13 protein-coding genes, 1 other RNA gene and 1 pseudogene are annotated in these 18,936 nt (G+C 67.3%); 4 read left to right on the top strand and 11 right to left on the bottom strand.

Annotated features, from left to right (window positions below; all coding sequences use genetic code 11):
- The first annotated feature begins 102 nt into the window (after positions 1–102).
- Positions 103–1,206: a phospho-N-acetylmuramoyl-pentapeptide-transferase gene (gene mraY, locus Q3W71_RS08605; RefSeq protein WP_302918795.1), complete on the top strand. Its 1,104-nt coding sequence runs from the start codon at positions 103–105 to the stop codon at positions 1,204–1,206.
- 261 nt (positions 1,207–1,467) lie between these two features.
- On the opposite strand, the gene Q3W71_RS08610 is transcribed toward mraY, so the two are convergent.
- From Q3W71_RS08610 to Q3W71_RS08620, 3 genes and pseudogenes are all read right to left on the bottom strand, one after another.
- Complete coding sequence (locus Q3W71_RS08610) at positions 1,468–2,277, bottom strand: hypothetical protein (protein WP_302918796.1); 810 nt, start codon at positions 2,275–2,277, stop codon at positions 1,468–1,470.
- 75 nt (positions 2,278–2,352) lie between these two features.
- Positions 2,353–2,934, bottom strand: a complete 582-nt coding sequence (locus Q3W71_RS08615; RefSeq protein ID WP_302918797.1) for a tyrosine-type recombinase/integrase — start codon at positions 2,932–2,934, stop codon at positions 2,353–2,355.
- A 343-nt stretch (positions 2,935–3,277) separates the two neighbouring features.
- Positions 3,278–3,547, bottom strand: a pseudogene (locus Q3W71_RS08620) (hypothetical protein); the annotation flags it as partial.
- On the opposite strand from Q3W71_RS08620, the gene Q3W71_RS08625 reads away from it, so the two are divergent.
- Complete coding sequence (locus Q3W71_RS08625) at positions 3,546–4,868, top strand: serine/threonine-protein kinase (protein WP_302918798.1); 1,323 nt, start codon at positions 3,546–3,548, stop codon at positions 4,866–4,868. The pseudogene Q3W71_RS08620 and the gene Q3W71_RS08625 overlap by 2 nt on opposite strands.
- 57 nt (positions 4,869–4,925) lie before the next feature.
- On the top strand, positions 4,926–6,287 hold the full coding sequence (locus Q3W71_RS08630; protein ID WP_302918799.1) for a DNA methyltransferase: 1,362 nt from the start codon (positions 4,926–4,928) through the stop codon (positions 6,285–6,287).
- 11 nt (positions 6,288–6,298) lie between these two features.
- Here Q3W71_RS08630 and Q3W71_RS08635 read toward each other — a convergent pair whose 3' ends face one another.
- The 5 genes from Q3W71_RS08635 to Q3W71_RS08655 all read right to left on the bottom strand — a co-directional run bounded on the left by Q3W71_RS08635 (position 6,299) and on the right by Q3W71_RS08655 (position 13,001).
- Positions 6,299–6,943 (bottom strand): hypothetical protein, encoded by a 645-nt coding sequence (locus tag Q3W71_RS08635; RefSeq protein ID WP_302918800.1) that lies wholly within the window; start codon positions 6,941–6,943, stop codon positions 6,299–6,301.
- A 365-nt stretch (positions 6,944–7,308) separates the two neighbouring features.
- Positions 7,309–9,687: a hypothetical protein gene (locus Q3W71_RS08640; RefSeq protein ID WP_302918801.1), complete on the bottom strand. Its 2,379-nt coding sequence runs from the start codon at positions 9,685–9,687 to the stop codon at positions 7,309–7,311.
- 817 nt (positions 9,688–10,504) lie between these two features.
- An RNA gene (gene rnpB / locus Q3W71_RS08645) (RNase P RNA component class A) lies at positions 10,505–10,919 on the bottom strand.
- Positions 10,920–11,055: 136 nt separating this feature from the next.
- Positions 11,056–12,489, bottom strand: coding sequence for a hypothetical protein (locus Q3W71_RS08650; protein ID WP_302918802.1), 1,434 nt, complete (start codon positions 12,487–12,489; stop codon positions 11,056–11,058).
- Positions 12,486–13,001, bottom strand: coding sequence for a SigE family RNA polymerase sigma factor (locus Q3W71_RS08655; protein WP_302918803.1), 516 nt, complete (start codon positions 12,999–13,001; stop codon positions 12,486–12,488). The genes Q3W71_RS08650 and Q3W71_RS08655 overlap by 4 nt, the downstream gene beginning before the upstream one ends.
- Positions 13,002–13,152: 151 nt before the next feature.
- On the opposite strand from Q3W71_RS08655, the gene Q3W71_RS08660 reads away from it, so the two are divergent.
- Positions 13,153–13,914 carry a sulfite exporter TauE/SafE family protein gene (locus Q3W71_RS08660; RefSeq protein WP_302918804.1) on the top strand — a complete coding sequence of 254 codons (762 nt, stop codon included), beginning with the start codon at positions 13,153–13,155 and terminating at the stop codon, positions 13,912–13,914.
- Positions 13,915–14,195: 281 nt separating this feature from the next.
- On the opposite strand, the gene mctP is transcribed toward Q3W71_RS08660, so the two are convergent.
- The 3 genes from mctP to Q3W71_RS08675 form a co-directional block, all read right to left on the bottom strand.
- A complete protein-coding gene (mctP, locus tag Q3W71_RS08665) occupies positions 14,196–15,845 on the bottom strand; it encodes a monocarboxylate uptake permease MctP (RefSeq protein WP_302918805.1) in 1,650 nt (549 codons plus the stop codon).
- Complete coding sequence (locus Q3W71_RS08670) at positions 15,845–16,102, bottom strand: DUF3311 domain-containing protein (protein WP_302918806.1); 258 nt, start codon at positions 16,100–16,102, stop codon at positions 15,845–15,847. The genes mctP and Q3W71_RS08670 overlap by 1 nt, the downstream gene beginning before the upstream one ends.
- A gap of 330 nt (positions 16,103–16,432) precedes the next feature.
- A complete protein-coding gene (locus Q3W71_RS08675) occupies positions 16,433–18,886 on the bottom strand; it encodes a M14 family zinc carboxypeptidase (protein WP_302918807.1) in 2,454 nt (817 codons plus the stop codon).
- Between the last annotated feature and the right edge of the window lie 50 nt (positions 18,887–18,936).

The following is an 18,936-nucleotide window of genomic DNA, read 5'->3' on the forward strand; positions in this document are numbered from 1 at the left end:
CACGGACCATCCGCACCGCCGGCTCAGATCGGTACCTCCGGCGCTGATCGGGAAGCTCGGTGGGGACGCCGGGAGACATCCGGATCTCGTGGAGGTTCGCCGGTGAGGGCGGTCATCGTCGCGGCCGCGGTCGCGTTCATCATCTCCCTGTTCGGCACGCCGGTGGCGATTCGCGTCTTCACCGCGCTCAAGGCCGGCCAGCCGATCCGATCCATCGGGCTCGCCAGCAACCAGGGCAAGAAGGGCACACCCACGATGGGCGGCGTCGTCTTCATCGTGGCGACCGTCCTCGCCTACGTCGCCGGGCACATCGCCCTGACCACCCTGCCCGAGCGGCAGATCGCGCAGGAGGGGCCGACCATGACGGCCCTGGTGCTGCTCGGGCTGTTCGTCTTCTGCGGCGCGGTCGGCTTCTTCGACGACTTCCTGAAGGTGCGCCAGCGCAACTCCGACGGACTGTCCGCCAAAGGCAAGCTGCTCGGCCAGGCGATCGTCGGCGGCGGGTTCGGCATCGCCGCGCTCTACGTACCGAGCACGAACGGCCAGACCGTGGCCAGCGAGCACATCTCGTTCATCCGCGACATCAGCTGGCTGGACGTCAGCAAGGTCGGCGCGGTCATGGTCTTCGTCTTCGTGATCATGGCGATGTCGAACGGGGTGAACCTCACCGACGGCCTCGACGGCCTGGCCACCGGCGCGTCGATCCTGGTGCTCGGCGCGTACGCGCTGATCGGCTTCTGGCAGTACCGGCACTGGTGCGCCGACGACGCGTACGCCCGCGTGAACGACTACTGCTACCAGGTACGGGATCCCCTGGAGATCGCCATGATCGCGGCGGCGGCGGCCGGCGCCTGCGTGGGCTTCCTGTGGTGGAACACGTCCCCGGCACGGATCTTCATGGGTGACGTGGGCTCGCTCGGGCTCGGCGGCCTGATCGGCGGGCTCGCGGTGGCAACCCGCACCACGCTGCTTGCGATCTTCATCGGCGGCCTCTTCGTCATCATCACCACGACCTGGGTGATCCAGATCGTCTCGTTCCGGACCACCGGCAGACGGGTCTTCCGGATGGTGCCGTTGCACCACCACTTCGAGTTGGCCGGATGGAGCGAGGTCAACATCGTGGTCCGGTTCTGGATCGTGGCCGGCGTCTGCGTCGCGGTCGGCCTGGGCCTGTTCTACTCGGACTTCCTGGCGGTCGTTGGATGACGCCACGCGACGAGGCTGCTCGTGCCACCGACGGTGATCCGCCGGGCGGCCTGGTTCCCATCGGGGGTGCCAGCGCCTGGCAGCAGCATCGAATGGAGCCACGACCTGGTGGGCGACGGACGAGTCGACCTGTACGCCGGATTAAGATCACTGCACCCGGGCTGACTAGGGGCCGAGCCCGGCGACAGCCGCTGCAGGCCGTCGCCAGGCCGTCAGGGTGTCACAAGACGTCGGGTACAGCCATCGCAACGCCCGAACGAGCTACTCGTAACGGCGGACCTTTTCGCCCGTGCGGAAGTCGCGGTATCGCCGAGCGGCAGCCCGCGGAGTCCGCACCCATAGCGGCGCACCGACGACGATCCTGTCCACGGGCTCATCCAGACTCCATCGGTCTTTGTCGAGGACCACGTCGCTGTGGATCTCCGCAAACCACTCCGAGTCAGTAGCATCACCGAACGTGTAGCCCCGCATCCATGGCCGGTCGGTGGCTTCGCGTGACTCCTGGGTAAAGCCCTGGTCGAAGGCGATCTTCATTGCCTCGACAGAGATGGACTGCATGTCGTCGTGTCGCAAGGAGGTCTCCGCACAACGCGCCGCCAGCCACTCCCTGACCGACCACATCGAGGAAGAACTCCAGCCACCCGCCACAGGGTCAAGAGGGCCCATGAAGCCAGCGACGTTGTCCCTGCTGCCGAAGAGGCAGACGGCTACCCGAGTGCCGTCGGACGCGATGGAACGCACACCAAGGACAACCCGCTTTTGCTCTTCACAGACGAAGTGGGAGAACTCCACCCTCCCAACACCCCTTGCGTAACGGGTCGGCGGAGGCGTCACGAAGTCCTCCACGGCAAGATCGCCGATACCCCGCTCAATACGACTTGCGATCTCTTTGCGATGGAGCGTGCGAGGTTCCCGTTCAACTTCGATGCCAGTCTGTACAACTGGAATCTTGAAGAGAGAAACCTTGGTCTTCCACAGTGGATTGATGTTGATCCCGCCATCGTTAGCAATAGAGCGTACAGTTCGATCAGACCAGTACGCGTACCGAACGGACTCACCGCGCTCGCCCACGAGCCAACTCCTCCCATCGGCCGTGCGGCGCCAGTCCGGGTTGGGCTGGCGCCGCTCCGTCAGTCGATGTGTATCTCATCGGGTCCACTTCCGCGTGGCCGCCACTCGGGCGACTCGCAGATCAGCCGGATGCCGATTGCCATCCTCCGATGAAAGGTCATCGATAGCCCGCCGGGTGCGTTCCTCGCTGGCCGGCATCAGGTGCGTGTAGACGCGGAGCGTGAAGCCGGGGTCAGAGTGCCCGAGGTACGAGGCGAGGGCCTTGATGCTCTCCCCCGCGTCTAGCAGCGCCAAGGCGTAGAAGTGGCGCAGCGCGTGCATCCCCGTCGCCCGGGTCGGAACGATTCCGGCCGCCTCGACCGCTGGACGCCAGCTCTTCCCATCGAAGGTGGCCCGCTTGATCGTACCTCGCCGGGTGGTGGTGAAGATTAGAGGCACCGTCACTTGCTCGTCGCTGAACGGGTCCTCCCAAGGCAGGGTGACCGAGAGGGGGTCGTACTTCTCGGCGTGCTCCTTTAGCGACTGCGCCACCGAGTCGGGGAACGGCACCCGGCGATCCCGGTCGTTCTTGGGCAGGCCGAAGACCAGCCGCGAGCGGACCACCTTGACTTGCCCCCCAAACAACGTGCACCGAGCCAGCGGCGAAGTCGAGGTCATCGACTCCCAGCCCGAAGATCTCTCCCTGCCGCAACCCGCAGCCGGCGCCCAGGTCCACCATCGGACGGTACCGCTCAGCGAGGCCATCGCGGATTGCCGAAACCTCGTCGGCCCGCCAGGGGACGACGCGACGTTGCAAGGGCCGGGGCGCCTTGACCGAGGCAGCCGAACACCAGTTCTTGGCGATGCGCTCGTCGTCGACAGCCGCACCGAGGATGGTCCGCAGGTGGGCGAAGACAACGGCGCGGGTCGCGGGAGCCAGCTTGCCGACCATTGCGGCGTCCCACTCTCGGACGTGCCCCGGCTTGAGCGAGGCCAGTTGCCGAGAGCCGAAGAACGGCAACAGGTGCTTGCGCACCCGGAACTCTGTGCTCTCCCGCGTCGACTCGTCAGAGGAGCGCGTCCGCCACCAGCTCTCGGCATACTGGGCGAAGGTGATCCGGCCGGCGGACGGGTCGACGTACGAGCCGCGGAGCTTGTCCGTCTCGGTGGAGACGAGGAACGCGTCAGCTTCACGCTTGGCCCGGTCCGGGGAGGACTGGCTACGTTCGTGACTTGACCGTCTATTGGGGACTGGTTGTACAGGCGTCCTGATCTCTAAGCTGGGCGCCATGCAGCTGACCGAGTCGAACGCGGAGCTGAAGAAGCTCTACCGCCTCGATCCAAAACCACGCGGTAGCGGCGGCTTCGCGGAGGTGACTCGTGCGGTCCATAAGGCAGAAGGCACCGAAGTCGCCATCAAGCGCGCCAAGCAGTTCGACGAGGCGCGAGACCGGATCAAGCGAGAGATCGTCGCACAGAAGCAGTTGGCCCATCCGAACATAATGCCCATCTGGGATCACGACTCAGCATTTCTCTGGTACGCAATGCCGCTCGCCAAGGGAAATCTATTCGAAGAACGTGATCAGCTCGGCGAGGAAGATCTAGCCTCGATTCTCCTCGATCTCGCCGACGCACTCACCCTAGCGCATAAGAAAGATCTGATTCATCGGGACGTTTCACCCAGCAACATCCTCGGCTTGCCGGGTGCCACTGGCGGCCGTCTTCGATGGGTGGTGGCGGATTGGGGGATGGTAAGAGTATCGCCTGAACTCGCATCACGCGTTCTTACACGGACCGGCCAACGCATGGGGACACCCGGCTTCGATGCTCCGGAGCTAGACGATGATCCGAGCAGGGCGACTGCTGCCGTTGATGTTTACAGTCTTGGTCGCGTCGCCGCATGGTTTTTGACGCGCCGCGAACCCCGAGCCGGGGTTGCGCTGCTACCGGATGGCGAGATGCTTCACTGGCGCCCATTCGTCCGCGCGTGCACAGAGCAAGACGTGAATCTACGGGTGCAGACGATGGAGGGCCTAAGCGAACTCCTTCAACAGGTCTTCGAGCACCGTGACGACCCACTACCCGACCGAGCAGGTCGACTTCTCGACAGTCTTCTGGCTGGTGATGAGGAGAGCCTGACAGAGTTGATGTCACTCGCTGAGAGCTTTAGGGAGGAGCCTGTCATCTTCTTGGACTACCTGGCCCAAATACCCAGCGGCAAGACCAGAGCTTGGACGACCAGGGAACCCGAACGCGCTGCCTCGCTAGCGCGATCGATGGCTGGGCACCTAATTCGCAGCCCATGGGGAGACCGCGATGTCCAGTACGCCACCACTCCGCTGACGTTTGTCCTCACCGTCCTGCGAGCGCTGGTGGAGATGCGCAGCGTCGGACTGGCACAGGACGTGGCGGGACTCTACTTCGAGGCCGACGTCAAGTGGGACCAGCCCTCCCAGCGCACCCGAACACTTGAGTGGCTGGCCGACTTGAGCGACAGCGTCGTGGGGGCGGTCCACCCGGAGCTAGCCCGCCGCCCCGCCGCCGTCGAATACTACAGGGAGCTAGGGTGGCATCCACGCAGCGTCGCCCTACGCGGCCTACTCGCCGCGTAATCTATCGGCCCCGTCCCCGCCGTGGCTTTCACCCCAACACCGTGGTGGAATGGTCGCGTGTCCACCGAGCATGCCTTAGCCTCTACGCCCGAGACGACCCCAGCCGCCCGATCGCTCCGCGCCGACGACGGCCTGCTGCCTGTCGCGCCCGCTTCCGGGCGGGGGCGAAGCCATGGCACAAGCAGTAGCGAGGCCTTCGATCGCTGGTTCCGGTATCCCGCAGGCTTTGCATCGGACTATGTGTCCTTGCTGTTAAGCCGCCTAGACATTCCGGGTGGAAGCGTGATCGTAGATCCTTTCGCCGGCTCAGGGGTAACGGGGACATCAGCTCGCCGAATGGGCTACTCATTCTTTGGGATTGAGGCGCATCCAGCTATAGCCGAACTGGCCGCCTTGAAGCTTCAACCAAAGCAAGGCAATCTCGACGAGTTGACCAAGGTCGCGCATCATTTGATAAAGCGCACCAAGCAAGATGCGACGAATGTCGACCTAAGCTTCAGTTCTGAAACAGACTTAGTTCGCAGGTGTTTTGCGCCAGGTGCCCTCGCTCAGCTAGTGACGCTGCGAGAACTCATCAAGGATGGAGAAGCCGGCAACTGGCTCCTGCACGCTAAGTGGGCCCTCCTAAGCACCCTGCGCGATGTCGCAGCCGTACGCGTCGGTTGGCCCTATCAGAATCCGACGAAGGCCCGTAAAGCACGTTTCTCAGACGTTTTGTCTAGGTTTGAACAGCGCCTATCATGGATGAGGGACGATCTCCTAGAGCTTACTTCACCCCAGCCTAAGCACCTCAAGCTCGAGGTGGTACACGGGGACTCCACTGACGAAGGGTCGTGGACGTCCTTAACGAACGGCTCGGCACAGGGCTGCGTCTCATCACCCCCCTACCTGAACAACTTCGATTATGCCGATGCGACTCGCCTGGAAATGTATTTCTGGGGCGATGCCGGAAGCTGGGCTGAACTATGCTCGACTGTTCGATCGAAGATGATCACAGCAACAACTCAGCAAAGCAGCGTTGGTGCAGCAGAAGCAGCCAGCCAGCAACTGAGGAACTACGGAGATGTTGCGAAACGGATCTATGATGTAGCCGATGAGCTTAAGGCTGAGCGCCTAGCACGAAAACGGGGAAAAGAGTACGACCGCGTGGTCCCCGACTACTTCGCTGCCATTGCCAAAGTGCTAACAAACCTTTCATCGGCCCTGGAGCCGGGAGCGCCCGTCGTCTGGCTCATCGGCGACAGTGCGCCTTACGGCGTGTACGTTGACACGCCCTCGATCATCGCGGAGTTAGCGGGACAAGTTGGGTTCACGACAGAGGATGATCATCCCCTGCGCCGTCGCGGTCAGCGATGGGCACAGAATGCCACTCGACACCAAGTCGAACTGTCCGAACGTCTGCTCACACTCCGGAGATGATTGGTTCGACATCAGGCTTCGTGTGCTGGACGGTGGCGAGCAAAGGATGCCAAGAGAGCCGCGCGAAGATCTCTAGTATCCGCAGGGCGTTCGAACGTCATGGACCGGTGCGCAAGGTTCCCTGACTTCGCCCGAAAGGCAACCGTCAGCTGGTCGAATGCAAGCGCTAGTTTCTCCTCAGTAAGAGCTGGCCGCCGGGCCAGGTCACGGCCGACGAACTCCACCACCTCGGGCCGGTGCGCCGATGCAATGTACAGAATCACGTCGCCATCCTTGCGCGTCACCGTCAACTTTGGCGCCAAACGACGGCGTGCTTCGCTAAGCCCATACCCTCCCTTGAGCCGCTGCTCTCCTGTCGACCGACCATCGCTGCCCGTAATCACCTGCGCAAACCTTTCAGCGCCAGCGAAGACGGCCGAATCAATAAGTCCGCTCTCTGGCGACTTTGGATCCGGCTGGATAACAGCCCTATCTGGCGAGTCTGAGCGATTAACCAACAAGGCGAGCACGACGCCGACCGCGATTGCTTGCATAACCTCCTTGCCGCGCCCGCTGCGAAGATCAATAACCTGGTTCAGCCTAGCAAGCGACCACGAGCGATAAAGCGCAAGAGCCCTATGCTCCGCGGCCGCAATCCTTGCGGGCGAAATAATCACCAAGTCATCGTTTGCGCCAGTCTGTTCTTCGAGAATCTCGATCAGCAGACGCCCCTCAGGTCCAACGAGGAGGGCATCATCCCCGCCGTCGATAACTAGAGGAGGGCCCAGTGGGGACAGGCTTCGACGGAGGCTTGGCGGAGTTTTAGGAAGGCGAGACAGTCTCTCGCGCAGCGACTGGCCTCTAGCTAATGGATCAAAGAATCTCTTACAAGCATCCAAATCTGCGTCGGCACTAGAAAGACCTTGCCCGTAGGTGAGGCGCCACAAGTGGGAAAGGTCCGCTAAAAGCGCTCGCGCCTCTGACTCAGCAAGCACAGCAGGCGCGCCAAATGCCTGCCGGACAGTGGACGTTTCGCTATTCGTCATAGAGAGAACGCCTCGGTGAGATAGCCGCGCTGCCTAAGGTCCCTGATACGCGACCGCTGCTTGTCATCCCCGCCTTCAGTGGGGGGAATGCGTTCGAGAGGAAGGATCACGACTATCTGATCATGCGGTTGACGCAGGCGTCGTTCGTCCAAATAGACGGCAAGATCTCGCATTCTTTCAGCATCGAGGAAAGCGTTGAACTCGTCCAGTGCGATGAGTCGGTTCGCTGCCCCGAGCTCGTCTCGCTCCAACTGTGCCAGCTGAGCATGGGTGTAAGCAAAAGCTTGTTGACCACTGGAGAAGCCCGAAAGAGGTCTACTCATCTCCTCGCCCTCGGCGGTCCAGTGGACCCTCATATCGCGCCAGTCCAACCACAGATCGTCTGCATTCTCGAACAGGGACTGCCGAAGAAGAGGGTCATTGAACCAATCCCGAACCTCACTAGCCAACCATACCCGCGCCGCTCTGTCCCAAGGAGTAGGGGCGGCCGACATGCTGGAAGAACGCCCAATTTCGCCGTAGAGACGGCCTAGCGCCGCGCCGATTCCTTGGATAGCGGCGTATTGCTGTTGAAGCTTGTCACGCGCTTGCTCTAGGCGGCCAGAGAGGGCATCGAGTTGGATCGCCTGTTGAAACACGGTTGCCCGCTGCAGTGCGGAGACCTCAGGCAAGGCAGCCCGCAGCCACGCGTGGGCGTCGTCTTGCGTGAGCAGCTCGACCACTTGAGCGATGCGCGACTTGCGGTCTTGGAGCACCCTGTCTGCTCGCTCCGCTGCCTGAACCGCTTGCACCTGTTGCCTCGTCAACTGATCAAGTTCGGCGCGCGCCTGCTCACGCCTGCCACGCACGCGTGCAACCTCGACCTCCGCCTGCCTGCATAGGCGTAGGAGTTCTGCGGCTAAGGCGTCCTCCGTCATGCCGCCCCCCAAAACCTCACGCGCATGTTCTAGGCGGGCATGAGCAGCTTGAACCGAGCGGCTTCTTTGATCAAGCTCATTACGGGCCTTGATCAATTCGTCGATGGTCTTGGCGGTTTGAGCTGGCAGTGATTCAGATGCGTCCTTAAGCCGCTTCTCGGCACGGGAGAAGTTTGCTTGCGCCTGTTCAACCTCCGCGAGCTTCGCGGATGCTTGTACTACCGCAGCGATCCGCGAGCGGAGCAGATCGATGTCGGCCTCCAACTGTTGCGCATCTCCAGACGGGGTCCGATCCCTTAGCTTTGCGGCCTGTCTGAGGCATGCATCCCGCAAGGCGGAGACGCTCCAACTGGGAGCGCCCTCTTCCCCCTCAAGGAGCGTTGTTTGCCCGAGTTCGTGCCGCTCTGCGTCGGATAGCCTTTCGGCCAAATCTTCTAGAACTGACACGAGCATGGGTGCTGCGTGCACCTGGGGGCGGCGCTCCAGCAACTCCTTCAACCGTCGGCTAAGCTCGCTCTGGGTAGCTACGATCTGCTCGCTGTTCGGCTCCACTTCAGCTGCTGTAGTGAGCCGCTCCAACTCGTTCGTAGCCTGGCGCAGCGCCTTATCGGTTCGGACAAGAAATTTTCTTGCATTCTCGAACTCGCGCTCTGCCTGCTCATTCAAATGTTGACGGCTACTTGCGCGAGTGATTTGATCATCGAGTCGCTCGGTCTTTGCCTCGAGATCGTCAAGCTCTTCCTTAAGCCGGTCAAGCTTCTCCTGCATCTCAGGGCCCTGCCCTCGAACCTGATCGAGGCGATCCAGCACTGATGTAGCGCGGTCCAATACTTCCATACGCTGGCGGCGATCGCTTAGCTCGTCGGTCAACAGCTTGCTCACTTTTGCAAAGTCCTCCGCCGCCTTCATTTCTGTCGGCAATTGCGAAGGTAGACTCTGCAAGACAAGCTTTTGGACTTCGTCTATCGCGAAATCGATGTCGCTCTGCCGGCGCTCGCCTGAACCCTCTAGCCAGTCGAAAATGTGGCGACGAGATGCCTCGACCCTATTTGCCAACACCTTTAGAGGCGTCTCGGCGGCGATGATGTGGTGAACGCTGAACAGCGAGCGGATTGCTATGTAGTTGACAGTCTTGCCATCTACCTCTATTCGGCCCAGACGATCCTCCAACGGCCGAGGATCCAACGGCCAGTCGGATGGATCCAGTCGCCATTCAATCGTTCTAGCGTGCTGCAATCCCGTAACCGTAACCCGCGCCTTTACAAGTTGTTCGCGGAAGCTACGCCAATCCTGATCATTTTCGGCAAATGGTTGGTCGCCCGCGCATAGGCGCAGCAGCTTGATCGCCGCAGTCTTGCCAATCCCGTTGTACCCCTCAATCTTACACAACGGAATGTCGGGAATCTCATCGATGATGCGAAGCCCTCGGCGAGACTGGGCTTCGATTCTAATCTGCACTCTGTATGAGCCTTTCCGCCACGGCCTGAAGGTCGAATGAGTCTTCAGTGAGCAGCCTCAAAAGATCGAGGTCAACGATGCTCGCCACTCGGTCGACATCACCACTCTCGCCGTCCACGGACTCAGAGGCGCCCGTAATGTCGCTTATTGCTTGAAGGACCTGCTTGCCCCGGCTGACCACAGGCACACTCCTCCCGTTGCGGCGACCAACCTTGTCATTTTTATCCTGTTTGGAGCTTACGATCAAGATGCCATTCGATCCACGCATCGGGTTCGACGATGCCTTCGTAGCGTTTGCCGAAACCACCTTTACAAGATCAAGGCACCGCGCTCCGCGCGGTGCGGGGCGGCAAACCCGGCCGGCGGCAAGCCGCCCCGGCCGCCTGCGGCGCCGGGGCGGTGAGCCACCGACAGCCGCCTGGACACCGCCCCCACGGCGAGAGGAACCAGCCTCAGCGATGCCGTGACGGAAGCCTGCGGGGCCGCTCTGGTCGGATGGTCGGGGCTCCGCCTGTCGCGCCAGTCCAACACCGGGACTGGCTTGCCACTGGGTCACCGGGTCGCGGCATCAGCTCCACCGCCAGGACGTGCCCGGCGTCCACGACAGCCGGCGGCACAGCAGCAGAGCCCACACCCACCGAAAGGCCCCATAACGAAGGGAGGGCGTGGGCCGGATCCGAGGTGCACTGAGCCGACGCAGGCCGTCTCAGGCCGTGGCCAGGCCGTCAAACGCCACCCAACGATGACCAAGGCCAACCAACGGCACCAGATAAACGACCAGCTCAGAGCCTTGATCAGGTCTCTGAGCTGTGGGCGACGGACGAGTCGACCTGTACGCCGGATTCTGTGACCGACGCGCGCCGGTAAGGCGCACGCCGGCGGCGGCCATCCATCTCGGCCTACCGTCGCCGGCAGGCTCCAGCGGCCTACCCGCAGACATCGGGCGGGCCACCCTCAATCGTCTGCGCGGGTCGTCATCCTGCGGGCGACGACCCTTTCTTGGCCTTGCTCCGGGTGGGGTTTACCGAGCCACCCCGGTCACCCGGGGTGCTGGTGGGCTCTTACCCCACCGTTTCACCCTTACCGTCCCCGATGGGGCCGGCGGTCTGTTTTCTGTGGCACTGTCCCGCGGGTCACCCCGGGTTGCCGTTAGCAACCACCCTGCCCTGTGGAGTCCGGACGTTCCTCGGCGGCGGGCCGGAGCCCGCCGACGCGACCGCCCGGTCGACTCGTCCGTCGCGCACTCATCCTAACGACGCGGCGCCGACGCCCATTTCCGCCCCGCGCGGGTGGCAGCGGCGGTAGCACAGGGGCCGGCGGGTCGCCCCGTGTCGACCGCCGGCCCCTGTTGTCGACTCCGTGCGCGGCTCACCAGTTCCACACGAGCGACTCGTTGAAGATCCGCTCGCCCTTCGCCGGCTCCCGCAGCGTCCCGGAGCCCACCGCCTTCCCGTCGCCGTCCACCGCGCGCAGGGTCACCTGCGCGCCGAGCGGCAGGGTCAGCAGCGCCGCGCCGTCGCGTACCTCGGCCGTGGCACGGACCTCGCCACCCGCCACGGCCTCGACCCGGACGGCCGCCGGGCGCGGCACCACCAGCAGCCGGTCGGTGAGGGCGGCACGGCCGTCGACCAGCGCCGGCACGCGGACCGCGGCCAGGTCGTACGCGACACTGGTCCCGGTGGCCACCAGCGGGGCCGGGTTCCGGTCGGGCGCCTCCACCGGCGGTACGTCGGGCCGGGACTCGCCCGGCCCGGCCAGGGCGAGCCGCCCGTGTTCCCCGGAGCCGAGTTGCAGGACCAGCGGCCCGTCGCCGGGCGGGCCGACCAGCACGGCGTCCCGGGAGTCGAGCCGGCCCGCCCAGCGGACCTCGGGCGGCGTGCCGTCCACCAGGCCGCTGCCGTCCACCAGCTCCCGGTAGGCGGTGTCCGCGCCGCGCGCCGCCCGCCAGTCGGCCGTCGGTGAGGGGTCCGGCCGACCGTCGCGCGGGTCCTCCTTCCCCGCCCATCGGGTCTGCACGGCGAGGTGCTGGATGCCGACGGGGCCGGCCTCGCGGAGCTGGCCGTCGCACTCGACCCGCCACCAGCCGCGGGCCAGGCTCGGCTCGACCAGCAGGTGGTCGCCGCCGGGTGCGGTCTGCCAGCGCCGCTGCACGCCGCCCCACAGCTGAGCGGAGCGGGCGTAGGAGACGGTGCACCCGGACGGCGCCAACCCGAGCAGCCACCCGTGCTCGGTGCCGAAGCTGGCGTCCAGCACGGTGAAGGCGGCGGGCTCCACGTTCGCCTGGGCGTCGCCCCTGACCAGGTCCCGGGGTGACGCTCCGACCCGGGCATGCAGGGTGACCAGCGCGGCACGGGTGTCCGAGTGGTAGGCCAGGACGATGGTGCGGAAGCCCGCCGTGTCGTCGGCCCAGAGCACCCGCACGGTAGACAACTCCGCGCTCATGAACAGCCGGTCGCCGTCCCGGTCGGCGCGCCGGGTCAGCTCGGTGAGGAAGGCCCGGTCGCCGGCCAGGCTTCCCCGGGTGGGTGAGTTGATCAGGCGCCAGGTCCACTCCGAGTCGACCGGGTAGCCGTGGAGGACCGGGGAACCGCCGTCGGGCCGTCCGTCCGGGCCGGCGGCGCTGAAGGCTGCCGGGCCGGCCAGTGCGGCGGCGAGGACCGCGGCCGCCGCCGCCCAGAGGCCCGCGAGGCGCCGCCGCCGGCGCCGCCGGGCGTGCCGCATCAGCCGGCCGTACGGGTCCTCGTCCGGCACCACTGTCCCGGCGATCCGGGCCAGCCCGATGCGGAGATCGTCCACGCTCATGCCCGCTCCCCCATCAGCTCGCCGTTGACCGCCGAACGGCCGGCCGGCGGGTGCAGCACCGCCCGGAGCCGGGTCAGCCCCCGCGCCGCCTGGCTCTTCACCGTCCCCACCGAACACCCCATCGCCGCCGCCACGTCGGCCTCGGAGAGGTCCTCCCAGTAGCGCAGGACCAGCACCGCCCGCATCCGGGCGGGCAGCCGGTCCAGCGCGGTCAGCAGTTCGTCGCGGACGACGACCGCGTCGGTGACGTCCGGGCCGGCCCGGTCCGGCACCACCGAGGTGAGCACCTCCCGCAGGCCGATCCGCCGCCAACGGCTGGTGCGGTCGTTGACCATCGCCCGGCGGACGTACGCCATCGGCTCGTCGACCGTGCGCCAGTGCCGCATCACCTTCAGCAGCGCTTCGTGCACCAGGTCCTGCGCGACCTCCCGGCTGCCGGTCAGCAGGTACGCGGTCCGCAGCAGGTCGCCGTAGCGCACCTCGACGAACTCCCGGAAGTCGGCCTCATCCACGCGCCGCCCCTTCGTCGTGCCCGGTCATGGTGCCGATTCCTCTCCCTGGGTTCGTCTCACCCGGTACGACGCGGCACCGGGCCGGGAGGTTGAGAGGCGTGGCAGCACCGCTCCGGCGGCCGGCCGGAACCCGTACTAGCCTCTGGGGATCATGGATCTCTCCGACGCCGCGCTGCTGCTCGTCGCCGGTCTCGCCGCGGGCACTGTCAACGCGGTGGCCGGCGGGGGCTCGCTCATCACGTTCCCCGCGATGCTCGCGGTCGGACTGGCGCCGGTGCCGGCCAACGTCAGCAACTCGGTGGCCGTGTTCCCCGGCTACGTGGCCAGCGTGGCGGGCAGCCGGGTGGACCTGCCGCGCGGCCGGGCACTGGCCACCCTGGTGCCCACCACGATCGTCGGCACCATCGCCGGGGCGCTGTTGCTGCTGGCCACCCCGGCGCGGGCGTTCGAGCTGGTCGTACCGTTCCTGGTGCTCGGCGCGACAGCGGTGCTGGCCTTCCAGGACCCGCTGCGCCGGCTGGTCGGGCATCCGCGGGACCTGTCGCCGCGCCGCCGTACGGTCGTGGTGCAGGCCATGGTCGCGCTCGGCGCGGTGTACGGCGGCTACTTCGGCGCGGCGCTCGGGGTGATGCTGGTCGCCGGCCTGGCCCTGGTGCTGGACGCCACGCTGGCCCGGGTGAGCGCCATCAAGAACCTGCTCTCCGCCCTGGTCGGGCTGACCACGCTGGTCGTCTTCGCGCTCTTCGGCCCGGTGAACTGGGCGGCCGTCGGGCTGGCCGCGCCGGCCACGCTGGTCGGCGGGTACGCCGGCGCCCGGCTGGTCCGCCGGCTGCCGGCGGTGGTGCTCAAGACGCTGATCGTGAGTTTCGGCACGCTGATCGGGCTCTACCTGCTCTACCGCGCGCTGACCTGACCCGGTCGCCGGACCGGTCGGCACGCCTCGCCCACCGGCTCGACCAGGCCCGCCCCGGACGCCCGGCCCCGGTGCCGACCCGGCGGCCAGCCGCTGCCGGTGGCCGCCCCGGGTACGACCGGGTGGCCGCACCGGCCCGGACGGCGGGACACCGCCGAGTCGTGGTGCCGACTCGGCGGCGTCCCGGCCGGTGCCGCCCGACCGCGGGGCGGTGACCATGCCAGCGAGGGACCTGGCGCACCCGGCCCCCGGGCGCGCGGCTGCCGGGGGCCGGGGCGGGCTCAGGCGACCGGCTCCGGAGCCGCGTCGGCGTCCCGGCGCTCGCCGGGCGTCACCCGCGGGTCGCCCTCGTCGGCGAAGTAGTCGTCCGAGGTGGTGCCGTCGACGCCCTCGCGCACCTTCACCGCCCGCAGGATCAGCGTCAGGATCGCCGCCACCAGCAGGTTGACCAGGACGGCCACGATGCCGACGTAGATCGTCTTGGGGGTGTCGAAGCCGAACTTCTCCAGCGGGAAGGCCGAGCCGGCGAAGTGCTTCCGGGTCGGGCTGGAGATCTGGTAGAGCATCCACATCCCGAGCCCCATGCCGGCCACCCAGCCGGCGATCAGCGCGCCCCGGTGGAACCAGCGGGTGTAGAGGCCGAGCGCCACCGCCGGCAGCGTCTGCAGGATGATCACGCCGCCGATCAGCTGGAGGTCGATGGAGAACTGCGGGTCGAGGAAGACGATGCAGGCCACCGCGCCGATCTTCACCACCAGCGAGGTGATCTTGGAGACGTTCGCCTCCTGGGCCGGGGTGGCGTCCCGGCGCAGGTACTCCTTGTAGATGTTGCGGGTGAACAGGTTCGCCGCCGCGATCGACATGATCGCCGCCGGCACCAGCGCGCCGATCCCGATGGCCGCGTACGCGACACCGGTGAACCAGCTCGGGAACTGCTGGTCGAAGAGCAACGGCACGATGGTGTTGTTGTCCACCGTCCCCTCGCTCGCCCCCGGCAGCGGCTTCACGTCGGCCGCGATGGCCATGTAGCCGAGCAGCGCGATCAGCCCGAGCAGCAGGCTGTACGCCGGCAGCGCGGACATGTTCCGCTTGATCACGTCCCGGTTCCGGCTGGCCAGCACGCCGGTGATGCTGTGCGGGTAGAGGAACAGCGCCAGCGCCGAGCCGAACGCCAGCGTGACGTACTGGAGCTGGTTGTTGGCGTTGAGCAGGATCCCGTCGCCGGGGCTCGGTGAGGCGTCGAACTTCGCGTCCGCGGCGCCGAAGATCTCGCCCCAGCCGCCCAGCTTGTACGGCAGGTACAGCACCGCCACCAGGATCACGATGTAGATCAGGGTGTCCTTGACGAAGGCGATCAGTGCCGGCGCGCGCAGCCCGGACTGGTAGGTGTACGCGGCCAGGATGGCGAACGCCACGATGATCGGCAGGTGCCGGGCCAGGGTGCTCTCGCCGGTCACCCCCATCGCCTTGAGCACCGCCTCGATGCCGACCAGTTGCAGCGCGATGTACGGCATGGTGGCGACGATGCCGGTGATCGCGACCAGCAGCGCCAGCACCGGCGAGTCGAACCGGCTGCGGACGAAGTCGGCCGGGGTGACGAAGCCGTGCCGGTGCGACACCGACCAGAGTCGACAGAGCACCAGGAAGACCAGCGGGTAGATGACGATGGTGTAGGGCACGGCGAAGAAGCCCATCGCGCCGGCGCCGAACACCAGCGCCGGCACCGCCACGAAGGTGTACGCGGTGTAGAGGTCACCGCCGACCAGGAACCAGGTGATCCAGCCGCCGAAGTTGCGCCCGCCCAGGCCCCACTCGTCGAGGTGGGCCATGTCGCGCGGGGCCCGCCACCGGGCGGCCACGAAGCCCATCACGCTGACCAGCAGGAAGAGCAGCGTGAAGATGATGATCTCGGTGAGGTGGTCCCGCCACATCAGCGGTCACCCCGCTTCTTGGTGAGCTGGTAGACCACCGTCGTGGTGGTCACGCCCAGCACGATGTAGGCCAACTGGAGCCAGTAGAACCGCGGGAAACCGAACAGCCGTGGGCCGTCGGCGTTGAACAACGCCGGGATCAGCGGCACCACGATCGGGATGAAGAGCAACCAGTTCCACCTGCTCTTGTCCTTCGCCCGGGACGACCCCGTCAGGGGTGTCTCCGGTGCGGGTGTGGCCGGTTCGGGTGCAGCCATCGGACCCACCTTCCAGTCGTCGCTCGTGATGTGACGGCCGGAGGCTACGACCCTGTGAGCCCCGTCACGTTCGACCGATCCACCCGGCTGCGCCGAACGGCCGCTCGGCTGCGCCGAACGGCGGGCGGCGATGGCCCACCGGTCCACCAACCGCGCCTCGGCGGCCACCCCCGGGCCGCGGCGGCGGCCCGGCGGCGGCACGGCGGCGGCCCGGCGGCGGCACGGCGGCGGCCCGGCGGCGGCCCGGCGGCGGCCCGGCGGCGGCCCGGACGAGGGCGGGCCCGGGTGCACCTCGCACCCGGGCCCGCCCACCGGCTCACCGCGTGGCGATCACCGTTCGGCGGCCCAGAGCAGGGCGCGGCCGAGCTGCGCCTGCAGGCCCTTGGGGTGCAGGCGGAACGTCGGGTCGGTGCCGAACAGCACCACCCCGTTGCCGCCGGCGGACACCCCGCTGACGATGCTGGCCTGGTTGGCCGCGGCGCCCTGGCCACCGGCGCCCTCGGTCGCCCACCAGCCGGAGAGCAGCGGGTCCGCGGCGTACGACTGCTCCACCGTGACGCCGGCGCCGAGGCCGGTGAACCAGACCGGCTGGCTGATGAAGGCGTGCGGGATGGCGGCGGCGCTCACCGGTCCGCCGTGGTTGACCACGTTGGCCACCCCGCTGGCCAGGCTCGGCCCGGCGGTGGCGGTCACCGACAGCAGCCCGGCGGCGTTGCTGAAGCCCGCCCCGGGAGTGCCCAGGCCGACCACGCCGCCACCGCGGGCGAGGAAGGCGTCCAGGGCCGCCCGGCTCTCCGCCGGCAGGTTCGCCAGGTTGACGGTGCTGGCCACCAGGAGCACGTCCACGTCGGCGGTCAGCGTGCCGCCGAGCGTGGCGGCGGTCAGGGCACGGGTGGCGAAGCCGAGGTCGGCCAGCGTGTCCCGCTCCTCCACCGTGCCGAGGTAGCCGACGACCACCTCGTCCAGCCGGGTCCCGCTCCACCGGGCCGGCGCCCGTCCGAAGGTCACCCCGTGCTCGCGTACGGCGGCCCGGGCCAGCTTCCGGTTGCCGGGCGTGCCCGGGACGACCACCGAGCCGTCGGCCAGGCGGTACACCGCGACGCCCCGCGCCAGCAGCGCGTTCACGGTCAGCAGGTCGGCGGCGTCGCGCAGGTCGAGGCGCAGGTCACCGTTGCCGGGCGGCAGGGACCCCTCGGCCCGCCCGTCGTAGGTCCGCGTCAGCCGCACGTCGGGCAGCTCGTCCCAGAGCGTGTCCACGGTGGCTCCCCAGGTCAGGCCCTGGCTCCACGCGGCCGGGCCGGCGTACAGGTCGTCCACCCGGTCGGTGATGTCGGCGCCCGGCTCCAGCAGCGAGTTGACCAGGCCCCGCTTGGGCTGGTGCAGGTCGACCACGTAGGAGCCGGCCGGGTAGCGCCGGCCGTCCGCGGTGAACGGCTGCTTGGCCCGCCACACCCGGCCGCCGCTGCCGATCAGCAGGTCGACGAGGCGCGCCGCGGCCGGTTCGGAGCGCTGGCCGGCCCCGGTGGGGATGACGTACGCGCGCGGGAAGGTGGTGCGGTAGTCGTCCTCCGGGCCCCAGCCCGGCACGTAGCCGTCCGGGATGTCCCGCAGCGGCTCACCGGCCCAGCCGCGCCGGTAGACCTCGGCCTGGTCGTGCAGCACCTCGGCCCGGTGCTCCTGGATGTAGCGCAGCGACGTCCGGATCGCCACCTCGTGCACGTCGGTGTTGATGCCCGAGCGGCGCACCCGCTCCTGCGGCGTCAGGTTGCCGCGCGGGTTCAGCGGTGCCTCGATGGTGTACGGGATGCTGCTCTGGAGCATGGCGAAGGACGGCACGTAGATCGGCGGGAAGTCGTCCCACACCCCGGGCTCGTCGTCCCGGAACGGGATCCGGGCCCGCTGGGTCTCGGCGTACCCGAGGCCGCGCAGGTCCTGCTCGATCGCCAGCGCGTTCGGCAGGCCGTGCTTGATGAACAGGTCGTACTCGTTGTTGACGTTGTGCGGTGGGGTGCTCGGGTGCAGCAGCGTGGGGCTGACGTAGCCGTGCAGGTCGAGCGTGATGATCGGCTTGGTGTCGATGATCAGCTCGCGGATCAGGTTGGTCTCCGGCTGCGCCACGATGGTCAGGTCGCGGTTCAGGTCGTACCCGGCGGAGTTGGCCCGGGTGCCGGCCACCCGGCCGTCCGGGTTGGACGTGATGTTGAAGACCAGCCGGTTGCGCCTCAGCAGCTGGGCCGTCTCGGCGCTGGTGTCGGTGGCCAACTGCTCGATGACCCGCAGCGCCGCGTCGGTGCCCTCCCACTCGTTGCCGTGGATGTTGGCGTTGACGAAGAGCGGGGTCTTGTAGCCGGCGAGCAGCGCGCGGTCCCGCTGGGCCCAGGTCGGCTCGTCCTCGATGCGGCGCTTCCAGATCTCCTGCTGCCGGGCCTCGGCGCGGCTCTCCGGGGCGGTCACCGTGACCGCGTACAGGTCGTAACCGCCGGCGGACCTCCCGGCCACCCGGGCGGAGACCCGGTCGCTGGCGGCCTGGAGGGCGTTCAGCTTCGGGGCGATGTCGTCGTAGGGGATGACACCGATCGGGATCGAGGCGTCCGCCGGGTTGTCCGGCCAGACCGGCAGGACGTTCTGTTGTGGATAGCCCCGGATCTCGCCCAGCTCGGCGGGGGCGGGCGGGACCGCCGGCAGCGCCGAGGCGGCGGCCGGCGCGGTCAGCGCCACCGGGCCGAGCACCGCGACGGTCACCGCGGTCGCGGCGATTCGGCGAAGACGTCTGTTGACCAACAAGGAGCGGTCTCCTGTCACGAGGAGGGAACGCGCGCAGGCGGACGCGACCG

It is taken from the genome of Micromonospora sp. C28SCA-DRY-2 (assembly GCF_030519475.1).
Classification (GTDB): domain Bacteria; phylum Actinomycetota; class Actinomycetes; order Mycobacteriales; family Micromonosporaceae; genus Micromonospora.

Excerpts from the sequence above, each read along its gene's own strand:
- Q3W71_RS08615 (WP_302918797.1), bottom strand. The coding sequence starts at position 2,934 with ATGACCTCGACTTCGCCGCTGGCTCGGTGCACGTTGTTTGGGGGGCAA.
- Q3W71_RS08660 (WP_302918804.1), top strand. The coding sequence starts at position 13,153 with ATGGATCTCTCCGACGCCGCGCTGCTGCTCGTCGCCGGTCTCGCCGCG.
- Q3W71_RS08670 (WP_302918806.1), bottom strand. The coding sequence starts at position 16,102 with ATGGCTGCACCCGAACCGGCCACACCCGCACCGGAGACACCCCTGACG.
- Q3W71_RS08650 (WP_302918802.1), bottom strand. The coding sequence starts at position 12,489 with ATGAGCGTGGACGATCTCCGCATCGGGCTGGCCCGGATCGCCGGGACA.
- Q3W71_RS08625 (WP_302918798.1), top strand. The coding sequence starts at position 3,546 with ATGCAGCTGACCGAGTCGAACGCGGAGCTGAAGAAGCTCTACCGCCTC.
- mctP (WP_302918805.1), bottom strand. The coding sequence starts at position 15,845 with ATGTGGCGGGACCACCTCACCGAGATCATCATCTTCACGCTGCTCTTC.